Below are 23,263 nucleotides of genomic sequence, written 5' to 3' on the forward strand. Positions count from 1 at the left end.
CCACCTGCTTTCCCGGGAGTTACCGGGCACAGTAGTTTGCTTGACACAAGCAAAGCAAGTGGATCGGAGCTCACCCGGGCGGGGCGGCCGTGGTGCTGGCGCCCGCCGTGAGCCCGTCGGGCAGTTGTGCCCGGCGTCCTCCCACCCGGCGGCACACCCGCTCGGCCCCGCTGGCACAACGCGGAGGTCCGTCGCACACCCCGTCGACAAGGTGTGCGACGACTTGTCGGGAGTGCCAGCCCGGACCGCGCCTCAGCCCTCGTCGGCCTCCAGGATCTCCTGGTGCACCGCGAAGGGGGCGCCGAAGGGGTCGGTGAGCACCGCCATGCGCCCGAACGGCGTGTCCTGCGCGGCCATCATCACCGTGCCGCCGCGTTCGGTGGCGGCGGCGACGGAGGCGTCGACCGACTCGACGCCGAAGTAGACGAGCCAGTGGCTGGGCGTGCCCTCGGGCGCGCCCATGGTGCCGCCCATCCCGCCGAGCGGCTCGTCGCCCAGCCCGAAGGTGCCGTACTCCTCGAGCGGCAGGCCCGGGACCTCGGCGAACCGGTACGGGAACAGCCCGGAGTAGAACTCGCGGCCGCGCTCGACGTCCGTGAGCCGCGCGTCCTCCCACACCAGCGAGCCCGGCTGGTTGAACACCTCGATCCCGACCTGCCCGGCCGCCTGCCACAGCCCGAACACCCCGCCGGTCGCGTCGGCGCAGACCGCCATCCGGCCCGTGTCCGGGATGTCCATCGGGCCGGCGAGCACCGACCCGCCGCCGTCCGTGACGAGCTTGGTGGTGGCGTCGACGTCGTCCGTCGCCAGGTAGAGGGTCCAGAAGCTGGGCTGGCCCTCCTGCATGACCGGCCCGATGCCCGCGGCCGCGTGGCCCTCGGTCTGGCAGATGGCGAAGTGGCCGTAGTCCTCGCCCGTGTCGACGAACGACCAGCCGATCACGGCGCCGTAGAAGCCGAGCGCCGCGGGGAGGTCGGGTACCGCGATGTCCGCCCAGCAGGGCGCGCCGTTGGGCCACGGGGTGTCGGTGAAGGGCATGGCGATCTCCTCCGGAGCAGCGGATGCCGGTGCGCAGCGGAGCCTCCCACCGGGCACCGACGGTTTCGGGAAACCGTGCGCCGAGCGGTCGTCCGCCAGGGAGGGTTCGCCGCCGACCGGCCGGCGTTACCCGCTCACCTCCACGAACTCCGCCCGCACACCGAGCAGCCGGACCGCCCGGTCCTGCCGGAACCAGCCGGCGACCTCGAGGGCGGCGGCCTCGAGGACCGCGGGGTCGCGGGTGGGGGCGGGGAGGGTGAGGCTGCGGGTCCGGGTGAGGAAGGGGGCGTAGCGCACCTTGACCCCGACCCGGGCGACCTCGCGGCCCTCGGCGGCGACGTCGTCGGCGACCCGCGCCGACAGGGCGGAGATCTCGGCGAGGACGGCCGCCCAGTCCTCGAGGTTCGCCGCGAAGGTCGTCTCGCGACTGCGCGAGCGCGGGACGTACGGCGAAGCCTCCATCTCGGTGCGGCCCATGCCGCGGCCGAGCGAGACGTAGTAGGGGCCCATGCGCGGCCCGAGCCGCTCGCCGACGGCGGTGGGGGAGGCCTCGGCGAGCTGGGTGACGGTGTGGATGCCCAGCTCGGCGAGCTTGCGGGCGGTCTTCGTGCCGATGCCGTGCAGGGCCTCGGTGGGCCGGTCGCCGAGCGTCGCGAACCAGTTGTGCGCGGTGATCCGGTGCACGCCGCCGGGCTTGGCGAAGCCGGTCGCCATCTTGGCGCGCAACGTGTTGTCGCCGATGCCGACCGCGCAGGACAGGCGGGTGCGGGTGCGGACCTCGGCCTGGATCTCGCGGGCGAGGGCCTCGGGGTCGTCGCCGTCCCACTGCAGGAAGGCCTCGTCCCAGCCGATCACCTCGACGACCACGGGGAACTCGCGTAGTACCGCCATGACCCCCTCCGACGCCGCCTCGTACGCGGGGTTGTCGGCGGGGAGGAAGACGGCGTCGGGGCACTTGCGGGCGGCCAGCCGCATCGGCATCCCGGAGTGCACGCCGTACTCCCGCGCCTCGTACGAGGCGGTCGCCACCACGGTGCGCGCGGCGGGGTCGCCGTTGCCGCCGACGATCACGGGGCGTCCGGCCAGTTCGGGGTGCCGCAGCTGCTCGACGGCGGCCAGGAACTGGTCCAGGTCGACGTGCAGCACCCAGCGGGTCACCCCGTGAGTGTGCCGGTGGCGGGTGGCAGGTCGCGCGGGAACGGGGAGGGGCGTCGTCCGACGGGTGCGACGACGACGGGGCGGGCCGGCGTCGAGGCGGCGTCGAGGGCGCCCGCGACCAGCCGCAGGGTCTGCCGGTCGACGCACGTCGCGAGCAGCTCGGCCTGTTCGACGGCGTCGGGGCAGGTGGGGGAGACGGCCCGGTGGGCCAGGCACAGCGCGTCGAGGTCGAAGAGCGGTTCCCCGGGCAGCGGGCGCGCCGGACGGGGCACCCCGAGCGCCGCGGTGAGCAGCCGGAACGCACCGAACCCGACGACGTAGAGCCCGCTCGGGAGCGCCTCGCCGGCCGGGGGAGCCCCGGCGGGCGTCCACCGCGCCACGGCGACGACGCCGCCGTCGGCCACGGCCCAGGCCTCGACCGCGGGGGCGTGGGGGTCCCGCGTCCACGCCGTCGCGACGCTCTGCGCGGCCAGCCACTCGCGGACCCGTGGCCGGGCGCCGGCAGCGACCTCGAAGACGGTCGGCGCAAGCGAGGATCGGCCGAACAGTCCTGTCCACTCGCCCGTCCCCGCCGCCATGGCACCTCCCCCGAGTGGCAGGAGCATAGAAGCAGCGGTCGCCTCGCCGCAGCGCTGTGCACCGATCCGGGTACGGAGAGTCGTCATGCCGGCGGGCGAGGTGCTACTGACGGTGATCGAACCGCGGATTGGACACGATCGTGGGACACCGCGGTCGACGGGTAACGGGGCAGGATGGCTCCCACGATCCAGGAAACGACGAGCGTTCCACTGGCGACGGACAGTTGGAGGACGAGATGAGCGGCGAGCAGGAGCACGGCACCCCCGGTGGCACCGGTGGGTCCGAGAGCGTGCGGCCGTTCGTCCCGCGCCAGGCTCCGTCGCCCTCCGACCTCGCCCGGGTCCGCCGCCTCACCCCGCGCCCGCGGGTGTCCCCGGAGGCCGGGGACCGCGAGTCGATGGAGCCGCGGGGTCGGGTCCGCGACCGGGATCGCGCCCGGATCCTGCTGCGCTACGCACGGTTGATGAGCACCGGCCGCCCGATCTTCTGCAAGCCGAGCCGTGCGGAGCTCGCCGGCACCGCGCCGCGCCGGCAGGGCGTCGGGGCGGACGGCAAGGTCATCTACCCGGATCGCGAGTCCGCCGAGGCGGCCGCGCGCGAGCTGGAGGAGCTCGGCGCCCGGGCGCAGCGGGCGTACGTCTGCAAGCGGTCGCGGCACGGGCACTACCACCTGACCACGGACCTGGTCCGCGAGCGCCGGCGCGGCGCCGTCGACGCCGTCGAGGTCCCGGAGCAGGCCACGGCCAGCCCGCTCGACGTGCGTGCCGCGGCGGCGCTGGCCGCGATCCCGCAGCAGCGGGACCGCCGCTCCGCCTGACCGCCCCTCCTTCGTCCCCCGGTCCGGGACGCGTTCGCGTCCCGCCTTTCGGACCGGTCCGCCGTCGGCTACGGTCGCGTGTGTCGGCGATCACAGAGTGATCGTCACCACCCGTCCGCCACCGGGAGGACCGTCCGTGAACCCGTACCGCCTGCAGGAGCGTCTCGACTCCGTGCCCGACTCGCTCGACGCCGGTCAGCGGGCCCGCCTCGCCGCGCACCGCAGCGCCGTCGAGGAGTGCCGCGAGCGGATCTCCGAACTGCGCGGGGAGCTGCGCCGTGCGTTGTCCGGCATCGACGGGCCGCGCCACACCCTGGAGATCATGACGGAGCTCGACTCGCTCGAGCGCGTGCAGCAGCGTCTGGACTCGCGCCTGTCCGACCTGTGCGACGAGCTGACGGGCCAGGCGCCCGCGGTCCGCTACGGCGACGACGCCCCGCTGACCTGATGTCTGGGATGCAGGCATAGATACAAGCTTGCATCTGACTTTGTTAGGGTGCCGGGCGTGTCCCCGGTTCCCCAGACCTCCGCGCTTCCCGCGACGTCTGCGCACGCCCGGCCCGACCCCGCGTCGGACGGGCCGGCGCCCGCCGCCGACCGGGCCTACGCGCTGACCAAGGAGCTGGTGCTCACCGGCGAGCTGCCCGGCGGGCACCTGTTCAGCGAGGGCGACATCGCGGCGCGGCTCGGGGTGAGCCGCACCCCGGTGCGGGAGGCGTTCCTGCGGCTGCAGGCCGAGGACCTGCTCACGCTGATCCCGAAGCGCGGCGCGGTCGTCGTGCCCGTGCCGCCGGGGGAGGCCGAGGACGTGCTCGACGCCCGCGAGGCCGTCGAGACCGCGGCCGTCCGCCGGCTGCTGCGCCGCCCCGAGCAGGTCCCGGCGGCCGTCGCCGAGCTGCGTGCGGCGCTGGAGGTGCAGCGCGGGCACGCCGAGCGGGGCGACCTGCACGCCTTCGCCGAGGCCGACGAGGCCTTCCACCGCACGCTCGTCGCGGCCGGGCGCAACGCGCTGACCATGCGGTTCTACGCCACCCTCGCCGACCGCCAGCGGCGGATGAGCGTGCACGCGCTCGGTCCCGTGCCGGAGGAGCTCCCGAGGGTGCTGCGCGAGCACGAGGACCTGATCGGGGTCGTCGAGGCGCAGGACGAGGCGGCGTTCGCCGCCGCGCTGCGCGCCCACCTGGACGGGACGCACCGGCGGTGACGGACCGGAACGCCTGGCGGGCCGCCGCGGCCGCGGTCTTCGCGTGCGGCTGGGGCGGCAACCAGTTCACCCCGCTGCTGGTCATGTACCGCGAGTCCGGGCTCTCGATCCTGACCGTCGACGCCCTGCTCGGCGCGTACGTCGTGGGGCTCGTGCCCGGTCTGCTGACGGTCGGGGCGCTGTCGGAACGGTACGGCCGCAGGCCGGTCATGCTCGCCGGCACCGCGGCGTCGCTGGTCGCGAGCGTGTTCCTGGCGTTCGGGAGCGTCGGCTGGATCGCGGCGGGCCGGTTCGTGACGGGCGTCGGCGTGGCCGTGGCGATGGCCGTCGGCTCGACGTGGGTGACGGAGCTGTCCGTGCGCGGCGGGGCCGAGCGTGCCACCGGCACCCGGCGCGGCGCGCTCTGGCTGACCCTCGGCTTCGGGCTCGGCGCGGGGGTCGCGGGCGTGCTCGCGCAGACGTTGATCTCCTTGGGGGCACCCTTCCCGATGGAGCTTCCGTACGTCCTGCACGCGGTGCTGGCCGCGGCCGCGCTCCTCGCCCTCGTCCGGCTGCCCGAGACGCGCGTCGCCGCGGCTGCGCGCACCACCAGGCGGTTCGCCGGCACCCGGCACCCGCGGTTCCGGCGGGTGATCACCCCGATGGCGCCGTGGATCTTCGGCTCGGCCGGTGTGGCCTACGCGATCATGCCGCAGCTGGTGGGGGACCGGTTGGGGACGTGGGGACTGGCCTACTCGACGTTGCTCACCGTCTGCACCCTCGGCGCCGGTGCGTTGGTGCAGCCGCTGGCGAAGCGCCTCGACCGGACGACGAGCGCGCGCGGCGTCGTGGTCTCGATGGTCGTGATGTCCGCGGGGCTGGCGGTGAGCGCGGTCGCGGCGGTCGTCCGGTCGCCGGCGGTCGCACTGGTCGCGGCGGTGGTGCTCGGTGCCGCGTACGGGATCGCCGTGGTCTCGGGGCTGCTGGAGCTGCAGCGCCTGGCCCGGCCGGACGAGTTGGCCGCCCTCACCGGGGTCTACTACGCGCTGGCCTACGTCGGGTTCCTGCTGCCGTCGATCCTCGCCGTGCTCAGCGGGGTGGCGAGCTACCCGGTCCTGCTCGGCTGCCTGGTGCTGGTCGCGCTGGGCGGGACCGTGGTGATCCTGCGGCACTCCCGCCGCCACCTCCCGATCCCCGCGTAGCTCCCGACTCGCGGTGCCGGAGCTCCCGACTCGCGGTGCTGGAAGTCCCGACTCGCGGGGGCTGCAGCGCGACTCGCGGGTCAGGAGGGTTGCAGCTCGTCCGAGAGCTCGTCGGGGAGGTCGTCGTAGCGGTCCCCGTCCGGCCCGCCCCGGAGCCGCTTCGCCTCGGCGAGGCCGATCGGCCCGGTGCGGGCCAACGCGTGCAGGGCGAGGTCGCGGTGCACCGGGTCGTCCGTGCGGGCGAGGAAGCGGCCGATCTCCCGCGCGGCGTCGGCGGGGGTGCGGGCCGCCACCCAGGCGTCGAGCTCGGCCTCGGCGACCGCGCTGCGCACCTCGGACATCCGGACGCACACGTACTCGAGGTCCTCGTCGGCCAGCTCGCCGGGCAGCGGCGCGTGCAGGCCCTGGTCGATCAGGGTCTCGTGCACCGCCCACAGCCCCATCGGGGTGAGCGAGACGATCGTGGGGTCCGGGTCGTCCCGGCCCGCGAGCTCGACCAGCCCGTCGAGCTCCTCGGCGTCGAGCAGCTCGCCGAGCTCGACCGCGCCGAGCAGCTCCAGCGCGTCGAGCAGGGCGGTGACGTCCCGCCGCCAGAGCCGCCCCTCGGCGTCGCCGGCGAGGTCGTCGACCACACAGCCGCACTCCTCGTTGACGGCCTCGCGCACCAGCCGGTGGAACAGCTCGACCGGGACCGGCCCGCCGCCGGCGGCGTAGAGCTCGAGCCAGAGGATCGGGAAGGCGTCGGCCAGCGACATGCCGAACAACGACGGCGCCCCGAACACGTCCGTGCCCCCGAGGTGGTCGCCGATCCGCCCGACGGCCGAGAACACCCGCCGCCACAGCTCGATCGGCCGGTGCAGGTCCTTCGCCGCGCTCTTCACCGGAACCAGCCGGCCGTGCAGCGGGCGGACCAGGCGGGCGGCCTTGGCCCAGTGCAGCAGCATCGAGGTCTCGGGCAGGTCCGTGCTGCTGCGCGCGCTGTCCCGGTAGAGCTGGTCGAGGCCGAGCAGGTCGGCGAGGGACAGCGCGTCGGCCAGGCCGAGCCTGCCGTCGCGGGTGAGCCGGCGGCCCGCCCGCACCCACACCGTGAGCTTCCGCAGCAGGTCGAGCGCGCTGCTCTCCTGCGCGGCGGTGACCATCTCGGCCGCGCTGGGCAGCAGCACCGGCGGCAGCTCGGGCGCCGGCGCCGGGTCGCGCGGGGTCTCCTCCTCGCGCCGGGTGATCTCGGCGAGCGCGGCCCGGTCGATGTGGACCTCGCCGGAGCGGGCGCGGTCGAGGAAGCGCTGCACCGCACGGGGATCGGCGGGATCGACGCCGTGCCGGCGCAGCTGGACGCCCCAGAACTTGCCGAGGTCGTAGTTGCGCTCGTCGGCGATGCCGTCGAGCAGCGCAGGCGTGGAGTCGCGCACCTGGGCGTGCAGCTCCGCGCGCGAGGCCGAGCGGTGGTCGAGCCCGTCGGCGTCGGCCAGGAAGTCGATCAGCGCGTGGAAGGCCTCGGGCACCTCTTCGGCGTCAAGCACCGTGACGTGCCGCGGGAACCACATGCCGAGCGCGTCGGCGACGTGCGCCCGGGTCCACCGGCCGAGCCTGCGGTCCAGCGCGTACTTGTAGTCGAGCGCGGCGGCGACCAGGAAGACGTCCGCCGAGACCCGGCTCCGGCGGGCCCACGTGAGGAAGGCCTCCAGCAACCGGTCCCGGGCTCCGGCGTATCCCTGGTCGTCACCGGGGGCGAACACGAGACGCATCGAGATCCACCTTCTCAGCCCGGCGGGGCCGTGTCGGACAGGGGGTCCGGCACCCCGCGACGGGCCCGTGCGGTAGGGGCCGCGCACGCGACAGGGCCCCCGGCGCGCGTCCGGGGACCCTGTCGGGAAGGTGGTTCAGGCCTTGCGCGGCGGCTGCGGCTCGCCCGGCAGGATGGTGCCCCCGCCGTGCTCCCGCGCCTCCTCGACGCCGTCGGCCATGCTCAGCGGCTTGACGTTGAGGATGAAGTCGCCGTCGTGGGCCTTCATGCCGTAGTCCACGGCCTGTTCGACGGCCTCGCCCGCCTTGTTCTCACGACGGATCAACGGGTCGTCGTGCAGGTCCTTGTAGAGGGACACGCAGAGCAGCACCATGACGATCACGAACGGCAGCGCCATGATGATCGTGATGTTCTGGATGCCGGACAGCGCGTCGGAGCCGCCCACCATCAGCATGATCGCCGCGATGGCCCCCATGACCGCGCCCCAGAAGATCACGATGCCGCGGCTGGGCTCGATGGAGCCCTTCTGCGAGATCGTGCCCATCACGACGGACGCCGCGTCGGCGCCGGACACGAAGAAGATCGCCACCAGGAGCATCGCGATGACCGCCAGCACGGCGCCGAGCGGGTAGGACTGCAGGAGCCCGAACAGCTGCCCCTCGGTGCTCGCCGAGGCCAGGTCGTTGCCGGCCTGCTGCTCGGAGATCGCGGCGCCGCCGAAGATGGCGAACCAGACCAGCGAGACCACGCTGGGGATCAGGATGACGCCGGCGATGAACTGCTTGATGGAGCGGCCGCGGCTGATCCGGGCGATGAACATGCCGACGAACGGGGTCCAGGAGATCCACCAGGCCCAGTAGAAGACCGTCCAGCTCTGCAGCCACTCGGCCGTCTCGGTGCCGTCGGCGCCCGTGCGGGCGGCCATCGAGGCGAGGTCGGCGAGGTAGTGGCCGACGGCGCCCGGCAGCAGGTTGAGGATCAGCACGGTCGGGCCGACCACGAACACGAAGAAGGCCAGGATCGCGGCGAGCACCATGTTGACGTTGCTGAGGAGCTGGATGCCCTTGGCCACACCGGTGACCGCCGACGCGATGAACGCGACGGTGAGCACGGCGATGATCGCGACCAACAGCCCGGTGCCCGGGTTGTCCAGCCAGCCGAGGGCCTGGAGCCCGCCGCCGATCTGCAGGGCGCCGAGGCCGAGCGAGGCGGCGGAGCCGAACAGCGTGGCGAAGATGGCGAAGATGTCGATGGCCTTGCCCAGCCCGCCCTCGGTGCGCCGGGTGCCGAGCAGCGGGGCGAACGCGGCGGAGATCAGCTGGCTGCGGCCCTTGCGGAAGGTGCCGTAGGCGATCGCGAGCCCGACGACGGCGTAGATCGACCAGGGGTGCAGGGTCCAGTGGAAGAGCGTGGTCGCCATCGCCGCGTCGAGGGCCTGCGGGCTGCCCGCGAGGGCGCCGCTGCCCGGGGGCGGCGAGGTGAAGAAGGCCAGCGGCTCGGCCACGCCGTAGAACATCAGGCCGATGCCCATGCCCGCGGAGAACATCATCGCGACCCAGGAGCTGGTGCGGAACTCCGGCCGCTCGTCGTCCCGGCCGAGCGGGATCCTGCCGTAGCGGCTCAGGGCGATCCAGATCGCGAAGACCACGAAGCCCGAGGCGGTGAGGATGAAGAACCAGCCGCCCGCGTTCATGATGCCGCCGAGCACGGCGCTCGCGACGCTCGACAGGTTGTCCGTGGCCACGATGCCCCAGACGATGAACGCGACGACCAGTGCGGCCGAGACGCCGAACACGACCTTGTCGGTCGGCTTCTTCCGGTCGGCGGCGCTGCCGCCCTCGGGCACCGGCGAGGTGTCCGAGGGTGAGGTGCCCGACGTGCCGTCCTCGGGGCCCGGGCTCGAGGCGGGGCCACCCGTGGTGGGTTCCTTGACTGTCATGCGACGTGTCCCCGACGGAGCGGGGTCCCCCTCACCTGAGTCGGTCCGGTCCATGTGCGTTCGTCACCATCAATCCCCGGACGGGCGGAGTCAACCGCGGCGTCCCTTGTCGTTCCGTGTGGCGCTGCTCGTTGCGCAGCGTGCGGACCAGCACGGAACCGCCACGGTCACCTGCGAGAACGGGCGAACGGGCGACTGGGATCGTTACCCGAACGTCACGGCGTAAACCATCCCGAAGCCGACACTCCGCCCGGCACCGGCGCCCCCGGGTCGTACGGCGTGCGCGTGAAGACGAACGTGGCCAGGTTCAGGGAGACGGGGTCCAGCCGCAGCGTTTCGCCCGCGAAGTAGCCGTCGAGCCCGACCCAGGTGCCGTCGCGGCGCGGCCGGAACCGGGAGGAGCGGCCCGGCCGCCCGAGCCCGCCGAGGTGCAGCAGCCCGCCCGGCACCGCGCGCAGCACGTACGGCGACGGGCCCCAGTACCAGGGCCCGAGCAGCTCGACCGGCACCGGCGACGGGGCGGGCGACCAGGCGTCGACGACGGTCGGCTCGGCGGCGCGGAGGTCGGCCAGCAGCGTCGCGGGGAGGGCGCCGTCGAGCCCGGAGGTGATGTTGGCCAGGGCGAGCGCGGCCGTGCCTTCCTCGCGGTCGGCCCACAGCCCGGCGAGGAAGCCCGGCATCGAGCCGCCGTGCCCGACCAGCGTGCGGTCCTCGTGCCGCTGCACCTGCACCCCCAGCCCGTACGACGACCAGGTCGGGCCGGAGAAGTCGACGCCCGCCGGGATCGTCATCTCCTCCACGGTGGCGGGGGAGAGGACGTCGCCCGTGTCGCCCAGCAGGAACGCCCCGAGCCGCCCGAGGTCCGCGGCCGTGGACCACAGCTGCCCGGCCGCGGCCATCACGCCCGCGTGGTGCTCGGGCTCGGCCAGCAGCTCGTCCGACCACGGGTGCACGGCGTAGCCCTGGGCGGCGCGCCCGTCCGGGCGCGGGGTGGTGCGGCGCATCCCGAGCGGGAGCAGCACCTCGTCCCGGGCCACCTCGTCCCACACGCGCCCCCGCACGCGCGCGACCAGCTCGCCCAGCAGCCCGAAGCCGAGGTTGGAGTAGTGGAACCGGCGCCCGCCGGGCAGGACGCGGTGCTCCTCGCACAGGTCGAGGTCGTCGAGCGTGCCGCCGGGCGTGCGCTCCCACCACTGCCCGGGGCTCTCCGAGGTGGCGCCGGCGGTGTGCGAGAGCAGCTGGGTCAGCGTGCGGTCGCCGAGCGGTGTGCCGGGGACGTGCTTCTCGAACGGGTCGTCGAGGTCGAGCAGGCCCTCGTCGCGCAGCCGCAGCACGGTGATCGCGCCGACGGTCTTGGAGATCGAGCCGAGCCGGTACTGGACGTCGGCGTGCGGCTCGTCGACGGCGCCGCGGCCCGCGGACCAGGCCAGGGTCCCGTCGCGCACCACGCCGGCGACGAGGGAGGGGCAGCGCCCGTCGCGCTGCGCCCGGGCGACGCGGGCGAGCAGGGTGCGTTCGGTCGACGGCAGCAGGGAGCTCATGATCGGACGCTAGCTCCTGGTGCCGGCGGGCGTTCCCCCGGTCACCGGGCCCGGGCGACGCGCTCGACCAGCGACGTCACCCGGTGGTCCACGAGCCGCCGCATGACGAGCGCGGTGGTGGTCCGCTCCACGCCGTCGATCGCGAGCAGCAGGCCGGCGATGCGGTAGAGGTCGTCGGCGTCGCGCGCGACGGCCTGCACCAGCAGGTCGCCCTCGCCGGTCATGCCGAGGACCTCGATGACCTCCGGCACCGCGGCGAGCGCGTCGGCGACCGGGTCGAGCTTGCGCTGCACCACCGTGACGGTCACGTAGGCCGTGAGCGGGTAGCCGAGCGCCGCCGGGTCGATCCGCCGCTCGACGCTGCCCAGCACCCCGCTCTCCTCCAGCCGGGTGAGCCGGGCCTGCACCGTGTTGCGGGACAGCCCCGCGCGCTCGGCGAGCGCCAGCGCGGTGCCGCGCGGGTTCTCGGCGAGGGCGAGCAGCAGGCGGGCGTCGATGGCGTCGATCGGGGCCGGTCTGACGGTGTGCACGGTGCTCGCCTCCTCGCGGTGTCGGGCCGTCGATGTGTGCAGGATGCACGCATTGAAGGCCCCGACTTGTGCAGGGAGCGTATCGGTGGTGCGCTCGTCGGGCACCGTGCACGAGAGGAGCCCCCCGATGACCGCCGTCTCCGACTCCCGACCCGCCGGCACCGACCGGCTCGCGGTACTGGGGGAGATCGAGCAGCGGGTGCGCTGGCTCTCCACCGCGATCATCGACCACGCCAACCGCGTCCGGCCCAACCCGACGGGGTTGAAGGTGGGCGGGCACCAGGCGTCGTCGGCGTCGATGACGACGCTGATGACGGCGCTGTGGTTCGAGCACCTGCGCTCCGGCGACCGGGTCTCGGTCAAGCCGCACGCCTCGCCGGTGCTGCACGCGATCAACTACCTGCTCGGCGAGCTCGACGAGTCGTACCTGACCACGCTGCGCGCGTTCGGCGGGCTGCAGAGCTACCCGTCGCGGTCGAAGGACCCGGACCCGGTCGACTACTCGACGGGCTCGGTCGGCATCGGCGCCACCGCCCCGATCTGGGGTGCGCTGGCCCGCCGCTACATCACCACGCTGGGCGAGCAGGCCGGCGCCGGGCGGCAGTACTCGCTGGTCGGCGACGCCGAGCTGGACGAGGGCGCGGTCTGGGAGGCGATCCTCGACCCGATGGTCGCCGAGCTGGGTGAGGTCGTGTGGCTCGTCGACCTGAACCGGCAGAGCCTGGACCGGGTGGTGCCGAACATCGGCGCCCCGCGGCTGCAGGGGATGTTCGCCGCCGCGGGCTGGCAGGTCCTCACGGTCAAGTACGGGCGGCTGCTGCACGAGCTGTTCGAGCGCCCGGGCGGCGACGCGTTGCGGCGCCGGATCGACGAGATGTCGAACCCTGAGTACCAGCGGCTGCTCCGCTGCACCCCGGCCCAGCTGCGGGAGCGGCTGCCGGACTCGCCCGAGCTTGAGCAGCTCGTCGGCACGCTCGACGACGGCACGCTGCACGCCGCGATCCGCAACCTGGGCGGGCACGACCTGCAGGCCGTCGGCGACGCCTTCGCGCAGATCGACGACACCCGCCCGACCGTCGTGTTCGCCTACACGGTCAAGGGCTTCGGGCTGGCCAGCGAGGGGCACCCGCAGAACCACTCGTCGTTGCTCTCGGCCGGGCAGATCGGTGAGCTGGCGGAGCGCTCGGGCATGACGCTCGACGCCCCGTGGCAGCGCTTCGCCCCCGACACCCCCGCGGGCCGGCTCTGCGCCGAGACCGCCGAGCGGCTGCGCCGCGGCCCGGTCGAGGGGGTGGACGCCCCGGTGCTGCCCACGGACATCGGCCGGACGCCGTCGGGCCGGGCGACCACGCAGGCCGCGCTGGGCCGGGCGCTGCTGGACCTGACCCGGGAGGCGCCCGAGGCGGCCCGGCGGGTGGTCACGCTGTGCCCGGACGTCTCGTCGTCGACCAACCTCGGCGGCTGGGTGAACAAGGTCGGGGTCTGGTCGCCGGCCGAGCGCAAGGACTGGTTCGACGACGACCCGGAGACGATCCTGCACTGGCGGGAACGGCCGACGGGCCAGCACATCGAGCTGGGCATCGCCGAGGGGAACCTGGTCGGCGCGCTCGGCGAGCTGGGCGCGACCTGGTCGCGGTGGGGGCAGCCGCTGCTGCCGATCGGGGTGCTCTACGACCCGTTCGTCGAGCGGGCGCTCGAGCCGTGGTCGTTCGGGATCTACGCGGGCGGGCAGTCGATCCTGGTCGGCACGCCGTCCGGGGTCTCGCTCGCGCCGGAGGGCGGGGCGCACCAGTCGATCACCACGCCGTCGGTGGGGCTGGAGCAGCCGGGCTGCGTCACCTACGAGCCGGCCTTCGCGATCGACGTCGAGTGGACCCTGCTGGCGTCGCTGGCCCGGCTCGGCCGCCCGGACGGGACCAGCGCCTACCTGCGGCTGTCCACCCGGCCCGTCGACCAGTCGCTGGCCGCGGTGCCCACCGACCCGGCGGCCCGGGAGCGGCGCCGCCGGCAGGTCGTGGCGGGCGCCTACCCGCTGCGGACGAGCGAGAACCCGGCCGTCACCATTGCCGCGATGGGGGCGATGGTGCCCGAGGCGCTGGCCGCGGCCGAGCGGCTGGAGTCGCTGGGCACGGCCGTCGACGTGGTCGTGGTGACCAGCCCCGGGCTGCTGTTCGACGCCGTCCAGGCCCGGGCCGGGCACGGCAGCGCCGACACCTGGATCCTCGACGCCGCCTTCCCCGCCCGTCGCGCCACCCCGCTGGTGACCCTGCTCGACGGGCACCCGCACACCCTCGCCTTCCTCGGCGGGATCAACCAGGTCCGGGCCACGCACCTCGGCGTGACCCGGTTCGGGCAGTCCGGCGACCTCGACAACGTGTACCGCTACCACGGCATCGACGCCGACAGCGTGGTCGCCGCGGCCTTGGACCTGCTCTGAGGTAAAGGGCAGGCTAACCTCATCCGCCGTGACGAGGTGGATGATCGTGAGCCTGGCCTGCCTGCTCGCCCTGGTCGCCTGCGGGCGGCCGGCCGAGGCCCCACCGGAGGCGCCCGCGGGCGCCGGCTTCCCGGTCACCGTGACCGGGAAGCTCGGTGCGGCGACGATCCCCGCGCAGCCGGTCCGGGTCGTCGCCACGGACTGGACCAGCGCGGACATCGCCCTCGCGCTCGGCGTGGTGCCGGTGGCGGCGCAGCGGGTCCGGCTCGGCACCGACACGGGGATCCAGCCGTGGGCGCAGGAGAAGCTGGGCGGGGCGCCGGCGCCGCAGCTGTTCGGCACGGACCAGGGCGACCCGATCGAGACGATCGCGGCCGCGCGGCCGGACGTCATCCTCGCGACCAAGGACTACAACCTCGACACCGACTACGCGGCGCTGTCCGCGATCGCGCCGGTGGTGCACTACGCCGCGGCGCCCAACGCCGACTCCTGGCAGGACACCACCCGCGCGATCGCCGCTGCGCTCGGCAAGGTCGACGAGGGCGAGCAGCTGATCACGGACACGCAGAACCGGATCGCGGAGGCGCGGGACGGGAACGCGGCGCTGGGCGGCCGGACCTTCTCGTTCCTCGTGGGCCCGACCGACACCGGCGTCTACGCGGTGAACTCGGCCGACGACGTCTCCGCGCGGTTCCTCACCGAGCTCGGCCTCACCCTGTCGCCGGCCACCGCCGGCCTGCCGACGTCGTCGATCCCGGGGCGGGCGCAGCTGTCGTACGAGGAGATCGGGCGGACGGACGCCGACCTCGTGGTGGCCACCGGCTCCGCCGCCGCGCTCGGCACGCTGACCGCGCAGCCGGGCTTCGCGGCCCTGTCCGCCGCCACCGCGGGCCGGTACGTCGCGCTGTCGCCGACCGAGGCGCAGGCGATCGCCTTCCCGTCGCCGCTGAGCCTCGACTGGGCGGTGGCGCGGGTCGTGCCGCGGCTCGCGGAGGCGGCGGGACGGTGAACCGGCGCGGCTAGCGCACCGCCCACTGGTCCGGGAGCGGGACCACCGTCGCCGACGCGTTGTCGTGGCTGCCGGTGGCGAGCGCGGCGTCGACGAGGTCGCGCGCGGCGCGGGCGGGTGCGCCGGCCCGGCGGACGAGGAAGGCGATCGTCTCCTCGTCGAGCGTGCGGTGCACGCCGTCGCTGACCAGCACGAGCGTGCCCGGCCCGGCGGGGCCCCGTGCGTGGCCGACGGTGTCGGGGCCGGCGCTGCCCACCGTCGTCATCACGATGTTCTCCCAGGCCGGGACGATCTCCGTGCCGTCCTGGTCCTTTCCGCGGTCGCGGAGCCACTGCGCCACGGTGTGGTCGTGCGTGAGCAGCTCGGTGCCGCGGTCGGTGACGAGCAGGGCCCGGCAGTCGCCGACCCAGGACACCGTCCAGCCGCCGCCGGCCAGCCCGGCCGCGACCACCATGACCGCGTCGTCCGCGCCCGGCTCCAGCCGCACCGCGTCGCGCGCGGCGAGGAGCGCGTGCATCGACCCGATCCGCGGGGCCGCGGCGACCGCCACGTCCGCGGCGAGCCGGGCGGCCAGCGCGGCGGCGGCGGAGTCACCGACGCCGTCCGCGACCGCGAGGGCGAGCCCGGAGCCGGCCCCGCGCACGGCGGTGGCGTCGGCGGCGAGCCGGCGCAGCCCGCGCACCGAGGCGGACCCGGCGGCCCCGGGGGTGCGGAGGGCCGGTGGCGGCCGGAGGGGCAGGGTGTCGGTCGGGCTGTCGAGCCCAGGGTCGAACCCGGTCCCGGACCCGGCGTCGGACGGGGTGCGGGGCGCCGGGACGCCGGCGGACACGCCGCGGGGCGGGCGGTCGGTCGGCAGCGCGGGCACAGTCGCCGGGGTCATGCGGGCACCTCCCGAGGTAGTGGGCGCGGGGCGGGCCGTGAGGGGGGATTCCGGCCGACGCCACCGCGCCGCACCACCGAGAGTCCGCGCCGAACCTGTGGGGCGCCTGTGCGTGGGCTGAGGTGACGGCGTGACCCGCCCCGGTTCTCAGCTGGTCTCAGCTGTGCTCGGCGTCGCGGGGACGGGCGGGCTCAGCGGCCCGGTTCGCCGCCCTCGCCGAACCCGCCGTCCTTGTCGTCGCCCTGGTCGGCCAGGAAGCGCTCGACCTCGGCGGCCAGCTCGTCCGCGCTGGGCAGGTCCCCGCCGAGCCCGGCGGAGCTTCGCTCGCGGCCGGCGGCGACGGCGTCGTACTGCTTCTCCAGCGCCTCGACGACCTCGGCGACCTCGCTCGACCCCGCCACCTGCTCGGCGATCTCGGCGTCCGTGCGCTCGGCGGCCTTCGACAGCTCCTCGGTGGACAGGTAGAGCCCGGTGGCGACGGCCGTGTGGTCGATCAGGGTGCGCGCGGCCTGCGGGTACTCGGCGCGGGCCAGGTAGTGCGGTACGTGCACCGCGAAGCCCATGGCGTCGATCCCCGCCTCGCCGAGCCGGTACTCGAGCAGCGCGGAAGCGCTCCCCGGGACCTGCGCCTCGGCGAACCAGGGCTCGTGTCCCTCGACCAGCTCCTTGCGCGAGGCGTGCGCGGTGACCCCGATCGGGCGGGTGTGCGGCACGGCCATCGGGATGCCCTGCAGGGTCACCACGAGCCGGATGTTCAGCCGCTGGACGAGCTGCTCCAGCGCGGCGACGAACCGCTCCCACTGGGTGTCCGGCTCCGGGCCGGCGAGCAGCAGGAACTCGGCCTCGGCGGCGTCGGTGAGGGCGACGACGTCGAGCACGGGGGGCTCGTAGGCGACCCACCGGTCGGTGTCGAAGGTCAGCGGCGGCCGGCGCGAGCGGTAGTCGACGAGCTGGTCGACGTCGAAGGAGGCGAGCGTGCGCGGCTCCTTGCCCTCGCGCAGCGCCTCGACCGCGAGCCGCCCCGCGCCGCCCGCGTCGACGAACCCGTCGAGCACGACCACGAGCACCGACCCGTCGGGGTTGGCGGTCACGCCCTCCTCGACCCGGTACAGCTCCGCGGGATCCAGCACCTGTCGTACCTCCTCGTCGGCGGCCCTTGCGGGCTCCATCCTCGCGTGCAACGCCCGGCCGCCCGCACAGCATCCCCCCATTCGCGTCCGATGTGCCCGCAGGACCCGGTTCGGCCGGGACCCGCACGACGAACGGGCCGCCGCACCCCGCTCGTCCCGTGACCGGGGTGTGATCCCGCCCGGACCGGGCGTGACGTCGTCGGCGGACGCGGGCGTGTCGTCGTCCGATGACGGAGGATCTGACCCGTCATGGGGAGCTGGCGCGCGTATCTGGTCTGGTCGACAGGGCTACTGGCCTATCTCGTGGGCGTCATGCACCGGACGTCGTTCGGTGTCGCCGGGCTCGACGCGGCCGAGCGCTTCGGCGCGACCCCGGCGGTGCTCTCCGGGTTCGTGGTGCTGCAGCTGCTGGTCTACGCGTCGCTGCAGGTCCCCACCGGCGTCCTGCTGGACCGCTTCGGCGCGAAGGCGCTCGTGCTGGCCGGCGCGCTGCTGATGGCGGCGGGCCAGGCCACGCTGGCGCTCGCCACCTCGCTGCCGCTCGCCATCGCCGCGCGGGTGCTGGTCGGCGCCGGCGACGCCTTCACCTTCATCAGCGTGCTGTCCGTGCTCAACGCCTGGTTCCCGGCCCGCCGGGTTCCCGTCCTCACCCAGCTCACCGGGCTGCTCGGACAGATCGGCCAGGTGCTCTCCGCGGTCCCGCTCGCGGCGATCCTGCACGGCCCGGGGTGGACGCCGGCGTTCCTGGCGGCCGCGGGCCTCGGCGTGCTGTCCGCGCTGGCCGTGCTCGCGGTGTTCCGCGAGAGCCCGCCCGGCAGCCCGGTCCGGCCGGACGCACCCACCCCGCGCGAGGTGCTCGACGGGCTGCGCTCCTCCTGGCGCGAGCCCGGCACCCGGCTCGGCTTCTTCACGCACATGGGCACGCAGTTCTCCGGGACGGTGTTCGGCCTGCTCTGGGGCGTGCCGTACCTGGTCGCGGGGCAGGGCGTACGGCAGGGGACGGCGAGCGCGCTGCTGACCCTGCTCGTCGCCGTCGGGATCGTGGCGGGGCCGCTGTTCGGCACGTTCACCGCCCGGCACCCGTTCCGCCGCTCGTACCTGGTCATCGGGGTGATCGTGCTGACGGCGGCGACCTGGACGGTCGTGCTGCTGATCCCGCCGCCCGTGCCGCTGTGGCTGCTGGTCGTGCTGGTCGTGGTGCTGGCGCTGGGACCGCCCGGCTCGATGGTCGGCTTCGACTACGCGCGCACCTTCAACCCGAGCCGGCGGCAGGGGACGGCCGTGGGGATCGTCAACGTCGGCGGGTTCTCGGCGTCGCTGGTGCTCGCGCTGGTCGTCGGGCTGGTGCTGAGCGTGCTCGGCGGCTACACGCCCGCTGCGTTCCGCGCGGCCTGGGCGGTGCAGTACGTCCTCTGGGCGATCGCCCTGGTGGGGATCGTGGTGATGCGCGCGCAGGCCCGCCGCAACCTCCGCGACGCCGGCACCGTCGTTCCCACGCTGCGCGAGTTCGTCCGGGAACGGCGCGGCCGCGCGTAGGGGACCCCGAGTCGATCACCCGTTGGTGAACATCGTTACCGTTACCATCCTCGATGACGGAGGGGAGCGGGAACGGTGCGGATCGCGTTCGTCGGCAAGGGCGGCAGCGGCAAGACGACGACGGCGGCGCTCTTCGCGCGCTACGTGGCAGGCCGGGGCCTGCCGGTGCTGGCGATCGACGCCGACATCAACCAGCACCTCGGCGTCGCGCTGGGGGCCGACCCGGAGGCCGCCCCGCCGCGCGCGCTGGGGAGCGACCTGACCTGGCTGAAGGACCACCTGCGCGGCGAGAACCCGCTGCTGCCCTCGGCCGACGTCATGATCAAGACGACGCCGCCCGGGCCCGGCTCCCGGCTGCTCGACCTCGACCCCGCCGGTGAGCTGCTGCGCCGCTACTCGGCCGAGGTCGGCGGTGTGCGGTACCTGGTGACGGGCGAGTTCGACGAGTCCGACATCGGCGTGTCCTGCTACCACTCGAAGACCGGCGCGGTGGAGCTCTACCTCAACCACCTGGTCGACGGGCCGGGCGAGTACGTCGCCGTCGACATGACCGCCGGCGCCGACGCCTTCGCCTCCGGCCTGTTCACCCGCTTCGACCTCACCGTGCTGGTGTGCGAGCCGACCCGGCGCGGGGTGGGCGTCTACACGCAGTACGCGGCGCACGCGGCCGACCACGGCGTGGCGCTGCGGGTGGTCGGCAACAAGGTCACCGACGCCGAGGACGTCGCCTACCTGCGCGACGAGGTCGGCGACGCGCTGATCGGCTGCTTCTCCCAGTCCGCCTGGGTGCGCGCCGCGGAGCGCGGGCAGGTCCGGCCGGTCGACGCGCTGGAGCCCGCCAACCTCACCGTGCTGGCCCGGATCCTCGCCGACCTCGACGGCCGCACCCGCGACTGGACCGCCTACCACCGCGACACGGTCGAGTTCCACCTGCGCAACGCCCGCGCCTGGGGCGACGGCGCCACCGGCGTCGACCTCGCCGCCCAGGTGGTCCCCGACCTCCCCTACCCCGTGAGCGGCAACTGCCCCTAGAGGGGCAGTCGCCACGCACGACCCCCGTTCACCTGCAGAAAGGAAGCCATGTCCCTCGACGTCCCCACCGCCGTCCTCGAGGCCGCCGAGCGCCGCGAGATGGACGACGCGCAGTTCCTCGCCGTCGTCCGCGACTCCCTGCCCTACGCGTGGGAGGTCGTGTCGGCGGCCGCCGCCGACCGCACCGGCGAAAAGCCGTTCGGCGAGCACGAGGTCCCGCCGCCCTCGGAGAAGGAGCGCGGCCAGCTGCTGCGCGCGCTCGCGAGCACCTCGATCCGCGGCGCCCTCGAGCGGCACTTCGGCGTGGTTCTGGCCTTCCAGAACTGCCACCGGGTCGCCGCGTTCGCGCCGGCCGCCGTCGACTCCGAGATCTACCGCGAGTTCATCAGCCCGCGCGGGCAGATCCTGAACCAGTCCCCGGAGCTGCGGGACTGCTGACGGAAAGCAGTATGGAACCATAATGCGCGCAGGCGTCGCCTATTCGCGCACTATGGTTCCATAACGCGGTCAGAATGCCGCCCGGAGCGCATTATGGTTCCACAATGCGCTCCGGGTGGGGTCACTCCGCCAGGAGGCGGTAGATCGTCTTCCGGGCCTCGGTGAGGGCCTCGGTGGCCGTCGCGATCTGCTCGGGCGTGCCGGTCGCCATCACCTGCTGGGCGGCGGCGTGCAGCTGCGCGAGCTGCTGCCAGAGGGCGGCGTCGGGGCCGTCCTCCTCCTCGCCGTCGAAGGCGGACCAGACCTTGTCGAGCTCCTCGCGGTGCTCCTCGACGTACGCCGTGCCCGCCTCGGTGAGGTGGACGACGCGGCGGCCGTCGGTCTGCTCCGCGCGGACCAGGCCCTCGTCCTCGAGCTGCGACAGGGTCGGGTAGACCGAGCCGGGGCTCGGCTTCCAGCGCCCGCCGGAGCGCTCGGCGATCTCCTGGATGATCTCGTAGCCGTGCCGCGGCTGCTCCGCGACCAGCGCGAGGACGGCCAGCCGGACGTCGCCGCGCCCGCGCCGCCCGCGACCGCCGGGGCCGCGCCGGCCGGGACCGAAGCCGCGGCCGCCCGGGCCGAAGCCGCGCCCGAACGGACCGCCGGGGCCGAAGCCGGGACCGAAGGGCCCGCCCGGACCGCCGGGGCCGAACCGCGGGCCGCCATGCCGGCGACGGAGGCGGTCGGCTCCGTCCTCGGCGTCGATGTTCACGTTCACGTTCACGTCGGGGCCTCCCGGTGCGGTGTCGGCGAAGGGGCCGAACGGCGGGCGGCGGTGCGGACCGCCGCGGCGACCGCGGCCGCGCGGGCCTCGGGGACCGAAGCCGGTTCCGAACGCCGGGCCGAACCCGCCGAAGCGGGGGCCGAAGGGGGAGTCCCAGGTGGGGTTGTCGGCAGACATGGTGTGTCTCCTTCTCGTCGTGAGCCTCCTTGGTCGGTAGCTCGTGTGCCATCACGATATATCGCTACCTATCGCCGATGCAACCCCGAGTTTCCGTTCCGGTGAGGGAAACGCGCGGCTTCCCGCTCACGTGCCCGCACTGCCAGCCTCGTCCCATGAGCCCTGGAACGGTGACGGCGGCGATCGTGGGGCCGGGCAACATCGGCACCGACCTGCTCGCCAAGCTGCGCCGCAGCAGCGTGATCGACGTCCGCTACATGGTCGGGGTGGTGGAGTCCGACGGCCTCGCCCGCGCCCGCGAGCGGGGGATCGCGGCGTCCGCGGAGGGGGTGGACTGGCTGCTGCGGCAGGACCCGCTGCCCGAGATCGTGTTCGAGGCGACCTCGGCGAAGGTCCACACCGCGAACGCCCCGCGGTACGCCAAGGCGGGTGTCCGGGCCGTCGACCTCACCCCGGCGCACCTGGGTCCAATGGTGTGCCCGCCGGTGAACCTGCACGCGCACCTCGACGCGCCGAACGTCTCGATGATCACCTGCGGCGGGCAGGCGACGATCCCGGTGGTGCACGCGGTCTCGCGGGTGACGCCGGTGCCGTACGCGGAGATCGTCGCCTCCGTCGCGTCGCGGTCCGCGGGCCCCGGGACCAGGGCGAACATCGACGAGTTCACCCACACCACCGGGCGTGCGGTCGCGGAGGTCGGCGCCGCGGACCGGGGCAAGGCGATCATCGTCCTCAACCCGGTCGAGCCGCCGATGATCATGCGGGACACGGTGTTCTGCATGATCGGCGGCGACGCCGACCGGGCCGCGATCGCCGCGTCGATCCACGAGATGGTCGCCGAGGTCCAGCGGTACGTCCCCGGCTACACCCTGCGCGCGGAGCCCCAGTTCGACGAGCCCCGCGAGACCTGGGGCGGGCACGCGCGCGTCGCCACGTTCCTCGAGGTCAAGGGCAACGGCGACCACCTCCCGCCCTACGCCGGGAACCTCGACGTCATGACCGCCGCCGCGGCACGCGTGGGCGAGCTGATGGCCCAGCAGAAGATCGAGCAGCAGACCATCGGAGCCCAGGCATGACGCGCCCGCAGCTCGCCCACGACGTCCGGATCGTCGACACCACGCTGCGCGACGGCAGCCACGCCATGGCGCACCGGTTCACCGAGACCCAGGTCCGCGACACCGTCCGCGCGCTCGACGCGGCCGGCGTCGAGGTCATCGAGGTGACCCACGGGGACGGGCTGGGCGGCTCGTCGTTCAACTACGGCTTCTCCCGCACCGACGAGATGCAGCTGATCGCCGCCGCTCGCGAGGAGGCGCGGCGGGCCAAGATCGCCGTGCTCCTGGTGCCGGGCATCGGGACCGTGGAGGACCTGCGAAGAGCGCGGGACCACGGCGCCGACATGGTCCGCGTCGCCACCCACTGCACGGAGGCCGACGTCTCGCCCCAGCACTTCGCCGCGGCCCGTGACCTGGGGATGGAGACCGCCGGATTCCTGATGATGGCGCACCGCACGCCGCCGGAGGACCTCGCGAAGCAGGCGCGGATCATGGTCGACGCGGGCTGCCAGGCCCCCTACTGCACCGACTCCGCCGGCGCGCTGCTCCTGCACGAGGCGCGGGCGCGGTTCGAGGCGCTCGTCGCCGAGGTGGGCGACGAGGCCTGGGTCGGCTACCACGGCCACCAGAACCTGTCCTTCGGCGTGGCCAACTCGGTGATCGCCCAGGAGGTCGGCGTCCGGTACATCGACGGCTCGCTCTGCGCACTCGGCGCGGGCTCGGGCAACAGCCCCACCGAGGTGCTGGCCGCGGTGTTCGACCGGCTCGGCGTGGACACCGGGCTGGACGTCATGGGGCTGCTGCACGCGGCCGAGGACGTGGTCCGCCCGTACCTGACGCGCTGGCCGAAGATGGACCGCAACGCGATCGTGCAGGGTTGGGCCGGGGTGTACTCCAGCTTCCTGCTGCACGCCGAGGCCGTCGCCGAGCGGTACAAGGTGTCGGCCCACGAGATCCTCGAGCGCTGCGGCGAGCTCGGCCTGGTGGGCGGCCAGGAAGACATGATCATCGACGTGGCGATCGAGCTGGCGGCGGAGCGCTGAGCACCGTCGGACACGTCGCCGACGGCGAGGAG

Annotated in this window: 21 protein-coding genes; 11 read left to right on the plus strand and 10 right to left on the minus strand. The window is 74.3% G+C overall.

From position 1 onward, the window contains the following. Window positions 1-252: 252 nt before the first annotated feature. The 3 genes from PKE99_RS07185 to PKE99_RS07195 form a co-directional block, all read right to left on the minus strand. The gene (locus PKE99_RS07185; RefSeq protein ID WP_037040687.1) at window positions 253-1,038 is read right to left on the minus strand and encodes a VOC family protein; all 786 of its coding nucleotides are present in this window, start codon (window positions 1,036-1,038) and stop codon (window positions 253-255) included. A 126-nt stretch (window positions 1,039-1,164) separates the two neighbouring features. Next, window positions 1,165-2,196 (minus strand): DNA polymerase IV, encoded by a 1,032-nt coding sequence (locus PKE99_RS07190; protein WP_037040688.1) that lies wholly within the window; start codon window positions 2,194-2,196, stop codon window positions 1,165-1,167. Continuing rightward, the gene (locus tag PKE99_RS07195) at window positions 2,193-2,774 is read right to left on the minus strand and encodes a hypothetical protein (RefSeq protein ID WP_037040690.1); all 582 of its coding nucleotides are present in this window, start codon (window positions 2,772-2,774) and stop codon (window positions 2,193-2,195) included. The genes PKE99_RS07190 and PKE99_RS07195 overlap by 4 nt, the downstream gene beginning before the upstream one ends. Window positions 2,775-3,010: 236 nt before the next feature. Between PKE99_RS07195 and PKE99_RS07200 the strand changes: the two genes are divergently transcribed. From PKE99_RS07200 to PKE99_RS07215, 4 genes are all read left to right on the plus strand, one after another. After that, window positions 3,011-3,592 (plus strand): hypothetical protein, encoded by a 582-nt coding sequence (locus tag PKE99_RS07200; RefSeq protein WP_156067107.1) that lies wholly within the window; start codon window positions 3,011-3,013, stop codon window positions 3,590-3,592. A 136-nt stretch (window positions 3,593-3,728) separates the two neighbouring features. Then, window positions 3,729-4,040, plus strand: coding sequence for a hypothetical protein (locus PKE99_RS07205; protein ID WP_037040694.1), 312 nt, complete (start codon window positions 3,729-3,731; stop codon window positions 4,038-4,040). 57 nt (window positions 4,041-4,097) lie between these two features. Beyond that, window positions 4,098-4,796, plus strand: coding sequence for a GntR family transcriptional regulator (locus PKE99_RS07210; protein WP_081923741.1), 699 nt, complete (start codon window positions 4,098-4,100; stop codon window positions 4,794-4,796). Then, window positions 4,793-5,977 carry an MFS transporter gene (locus tag PKE99_RS07215; protein WP_037040695.1) on the plus strand — a complete coding sequence of 395 codons (1,185 nt, stop codon included), beginning with the start codon at window positions 4,793-4,795 and terminating at the stop codon, window positions 5,975-5,977. The genes PKE99_RS07210 and PKE99_RS07215 overlap by 4 nt, the downstream gene beginning before the upstream one ends. A gap of 80 nt (window positions 5,978-6,057) precedes the next feature. Here PKE99_RS07215 and PKE99_RS07220 read toward each other — a convergent pair whose 3' ends face one another. The 4 genes from PKE99_RS07220 to PKE99_RS07235 all read right to left on the minus strand — a co-directional run bounded on the left by PKE99_RS07220 (window position 6,058) and on the right by PKE99_RS07235 (window position 11,731). Continuing rightward, window positions 6,058-7,722, minus strand: coding sequence for a hypothetical protein (locus PKE99_RS07220; RefSeq protein ID WP_037040696.1), 1,665 nt, complete (start codon window positions 7,720-7,722; stop codon window positions 6,058-6,060). 135 nt (window positions 7,723-7,857) lie between these two features. Beyond that, window positions 7,858-9,660 (minus strand): BCCT family transporter, encoded by a 1,803-nt coding sequence (locus PKE99_RS07225; RefSeq protein WP_081923742.1) that lies wholly within the window; start codon window positions 9,658-9,660, stop codon window positions 7,858-7,860. 215 nt (window positions 9,661-9,875) lie between these two features. Further along, a complete protein-coding gene (locus tag PKE99_RS07230) occupies window positions 9,876-11,201 on the minus strand; it encodes a serine hydrolase domain-containing protein (protein ID WP_037040699.1) in 1,326 nt (441 codons plus the stop codon). Between the two features lie 41 nt (window positions 11,202-11,242). After that, window positions 11,243-11,731: an Lrp/AsnC family transcriptional regulator gene (locus tag PKE99_RS07235; RefSeq protein WP_037041521.1), complete on the minus strand. Its 489-nt coding sequence runs from the start codon at window positions 11,729-11,731 to the stop codon at window positions 11,243-11,245. Between the two features lie 127 nt (window positions 11,732-11,858). Here PKE99_RS07235 and PKE99_RS07240 point away from each other — a divergent pair, with 127 nt between their 5' ends. Both PKE99_RS07240 and PKE99_RS07245 read left to right on the plus strand, forming a co-directional pair. After that, window positions 11,859-14,168: a thiamine pyrophosphate-binding protein gene (locus PKE99_RS07240; protein WP_051736747.1), complete on the plus strand. Its 2,310-nt coding sequence runs from the start codon at window positions 11,859-11,861 to the stop codon at window positions 14,166-14,168. Window positions 14,169-14,196: 28 nt separating this feature from the next. Next, on the plus strand, window positions 14,197-15,177 hold the full coding sequence (locus PKE99_RS07245) for an iron-siderophore ABC transporter substrate-binding protein (protein WP_156067110.1): 981 nt from the start codon (window positions 14,197-14,199) through the stop codon (window positions 15,175-15,177). A 10-nt stretch (window positions 15,178-15,187) separates the two neighbouring features. On the opposite strand, the gene PKE99_RS07250 is transcribed toward PKE99_RS07245, so the two are convergent. Together PKE99_RS07250 and PKE99_RS07255 are read right to left on the minus strand one after the other, a co-directional pair. Next, entirely contained in the window at window positions 15,188-16,057 is an 870-nt protein-coding gene (locus PKE99_RS07250) for a PP2C family protein-serine/threonine phosphatase (protein WP_271214855.1), read from the minus strand. Window positions 16,058-16,248: 191 nt separating this feature from the next. Continuing rightward, window positions 16,249-17,187 carry a proteasome assembly chaperone family protein gene (locus tag PKE99_RS07255; RefSeq protein ID WP_051736749.1) on the minus strand — a complete coding sequence of 313 codons (939 nt, stop codon included), beginning with the start codon at window positions 17,185-17,187 and terminating at the stop codon, window positions 16,249-16,251. 249 nt (window positions 17,188-17,436) lie between these two features. On the opposite strand from PKE99_RS07255, the gene PKE99_RS07260 reads away from it, so the two are divergent. The 3 genes from PKE99_RS07260 (at window position 17,437) to PKE99_RS07270 (ending at window position 20,193) form a co-directional block, all read left to right on the plus strand. Continuing rightward, the gene (locus PKE99_RS07260; RefSeq protein WP_037040704.1) at window positions 17,437-18,723 is read left to right on the plus strand and encodes an MFS transporter; all 1,287 of its coding nucleotides are present in this window, start codon (window positions 17,437-17,439) and stop codon (window positions 18,721-18,723) included. A 75-nt stretch (window positions 18,724-18,798) separates the two neighbouring features. After that, window positions 18,799-19,755, plus strand: a complete 957-nt coding sequence (locus PKE99_RS07265; RefSeq protein ID WP_037040706.1) for an ATP-binding protein — start codon at window positions 18,799-18,801, stop codon at window positions 19,753-19,755. A 48-nt stretch (window positions 19,756-19,803) separates the two neighbouring features. Further along, window positions 19,804-20,193, plus strand: coding sequence for an SCO5389 family protein (locus PKE99_RS07270; RefSeq protein WP_037040707.1), 390 nt, complete (start codon window positions 19,804-19,806; stop codon window positions 20,191-20,193). A gap of 121 nt (window positions 20,194-20,314) precedes the next feature. On the opposite strand, the gene PKE99_RS07275 is transcribed toward PKE99_RS07270, so the two are convergent. Continuing rightward, window positions 20,315-21,133, minus strand: a complete 819-nt coding sequence (locus tag PKE99_RS07275) for a PadR family transcriptional regulator (RefSeq protein ID WP_081923744.1) — start codon at window positions 21,131-21,133, stop codon at window positions 20,315-20,317. A 155-nt stretch (window positions 21,134-21,288) separates the two neighbouring features. Between PKE99_RS07275 and PKE99_RS07280 the strand changes: the two genes are divergently transcribed. Continuing rightward, window positions 21,289-22,209 (plus strand): acetaldehyde dehydrogenase (acetylating), encoded by a 921-nt coding sequence (locus PKE99_RS07280; RefSeq protein ID WP_037040709.1) that lies wholly within the window; start codon window positions 21,289-21,291, stop codon window positions 22,207-22,209. Further along, on the plus strand, window positions 22,206-23,231 hold the full coding sequence (dmpG, locus tag PKE99_RS07285) for a 4-hydroxy-2-oxovalerate aldolase (protein ID WP_037040710.1): 1,026 nt from the start codon (window positions 22,206-22,208) through the stop codon (window positions 23,229-23,231). Before PKE99_RS07280 ends, dmpG begins: the two co-directional genes overlap by 4 nt. Window positions 23,232-23,263 lie beyond the last annotated feature (32 nt).

This window comes from Pseudonocardia halophobica, assembly GCF_027922425.1.
GTDB classification, from domain to species: Bacteria; Actinomycetota; Actinomycetes; order Mycobacteriales; family Pseudonocardiaceae; genus Pseudonocardia; species Pseudonocardia halophobica.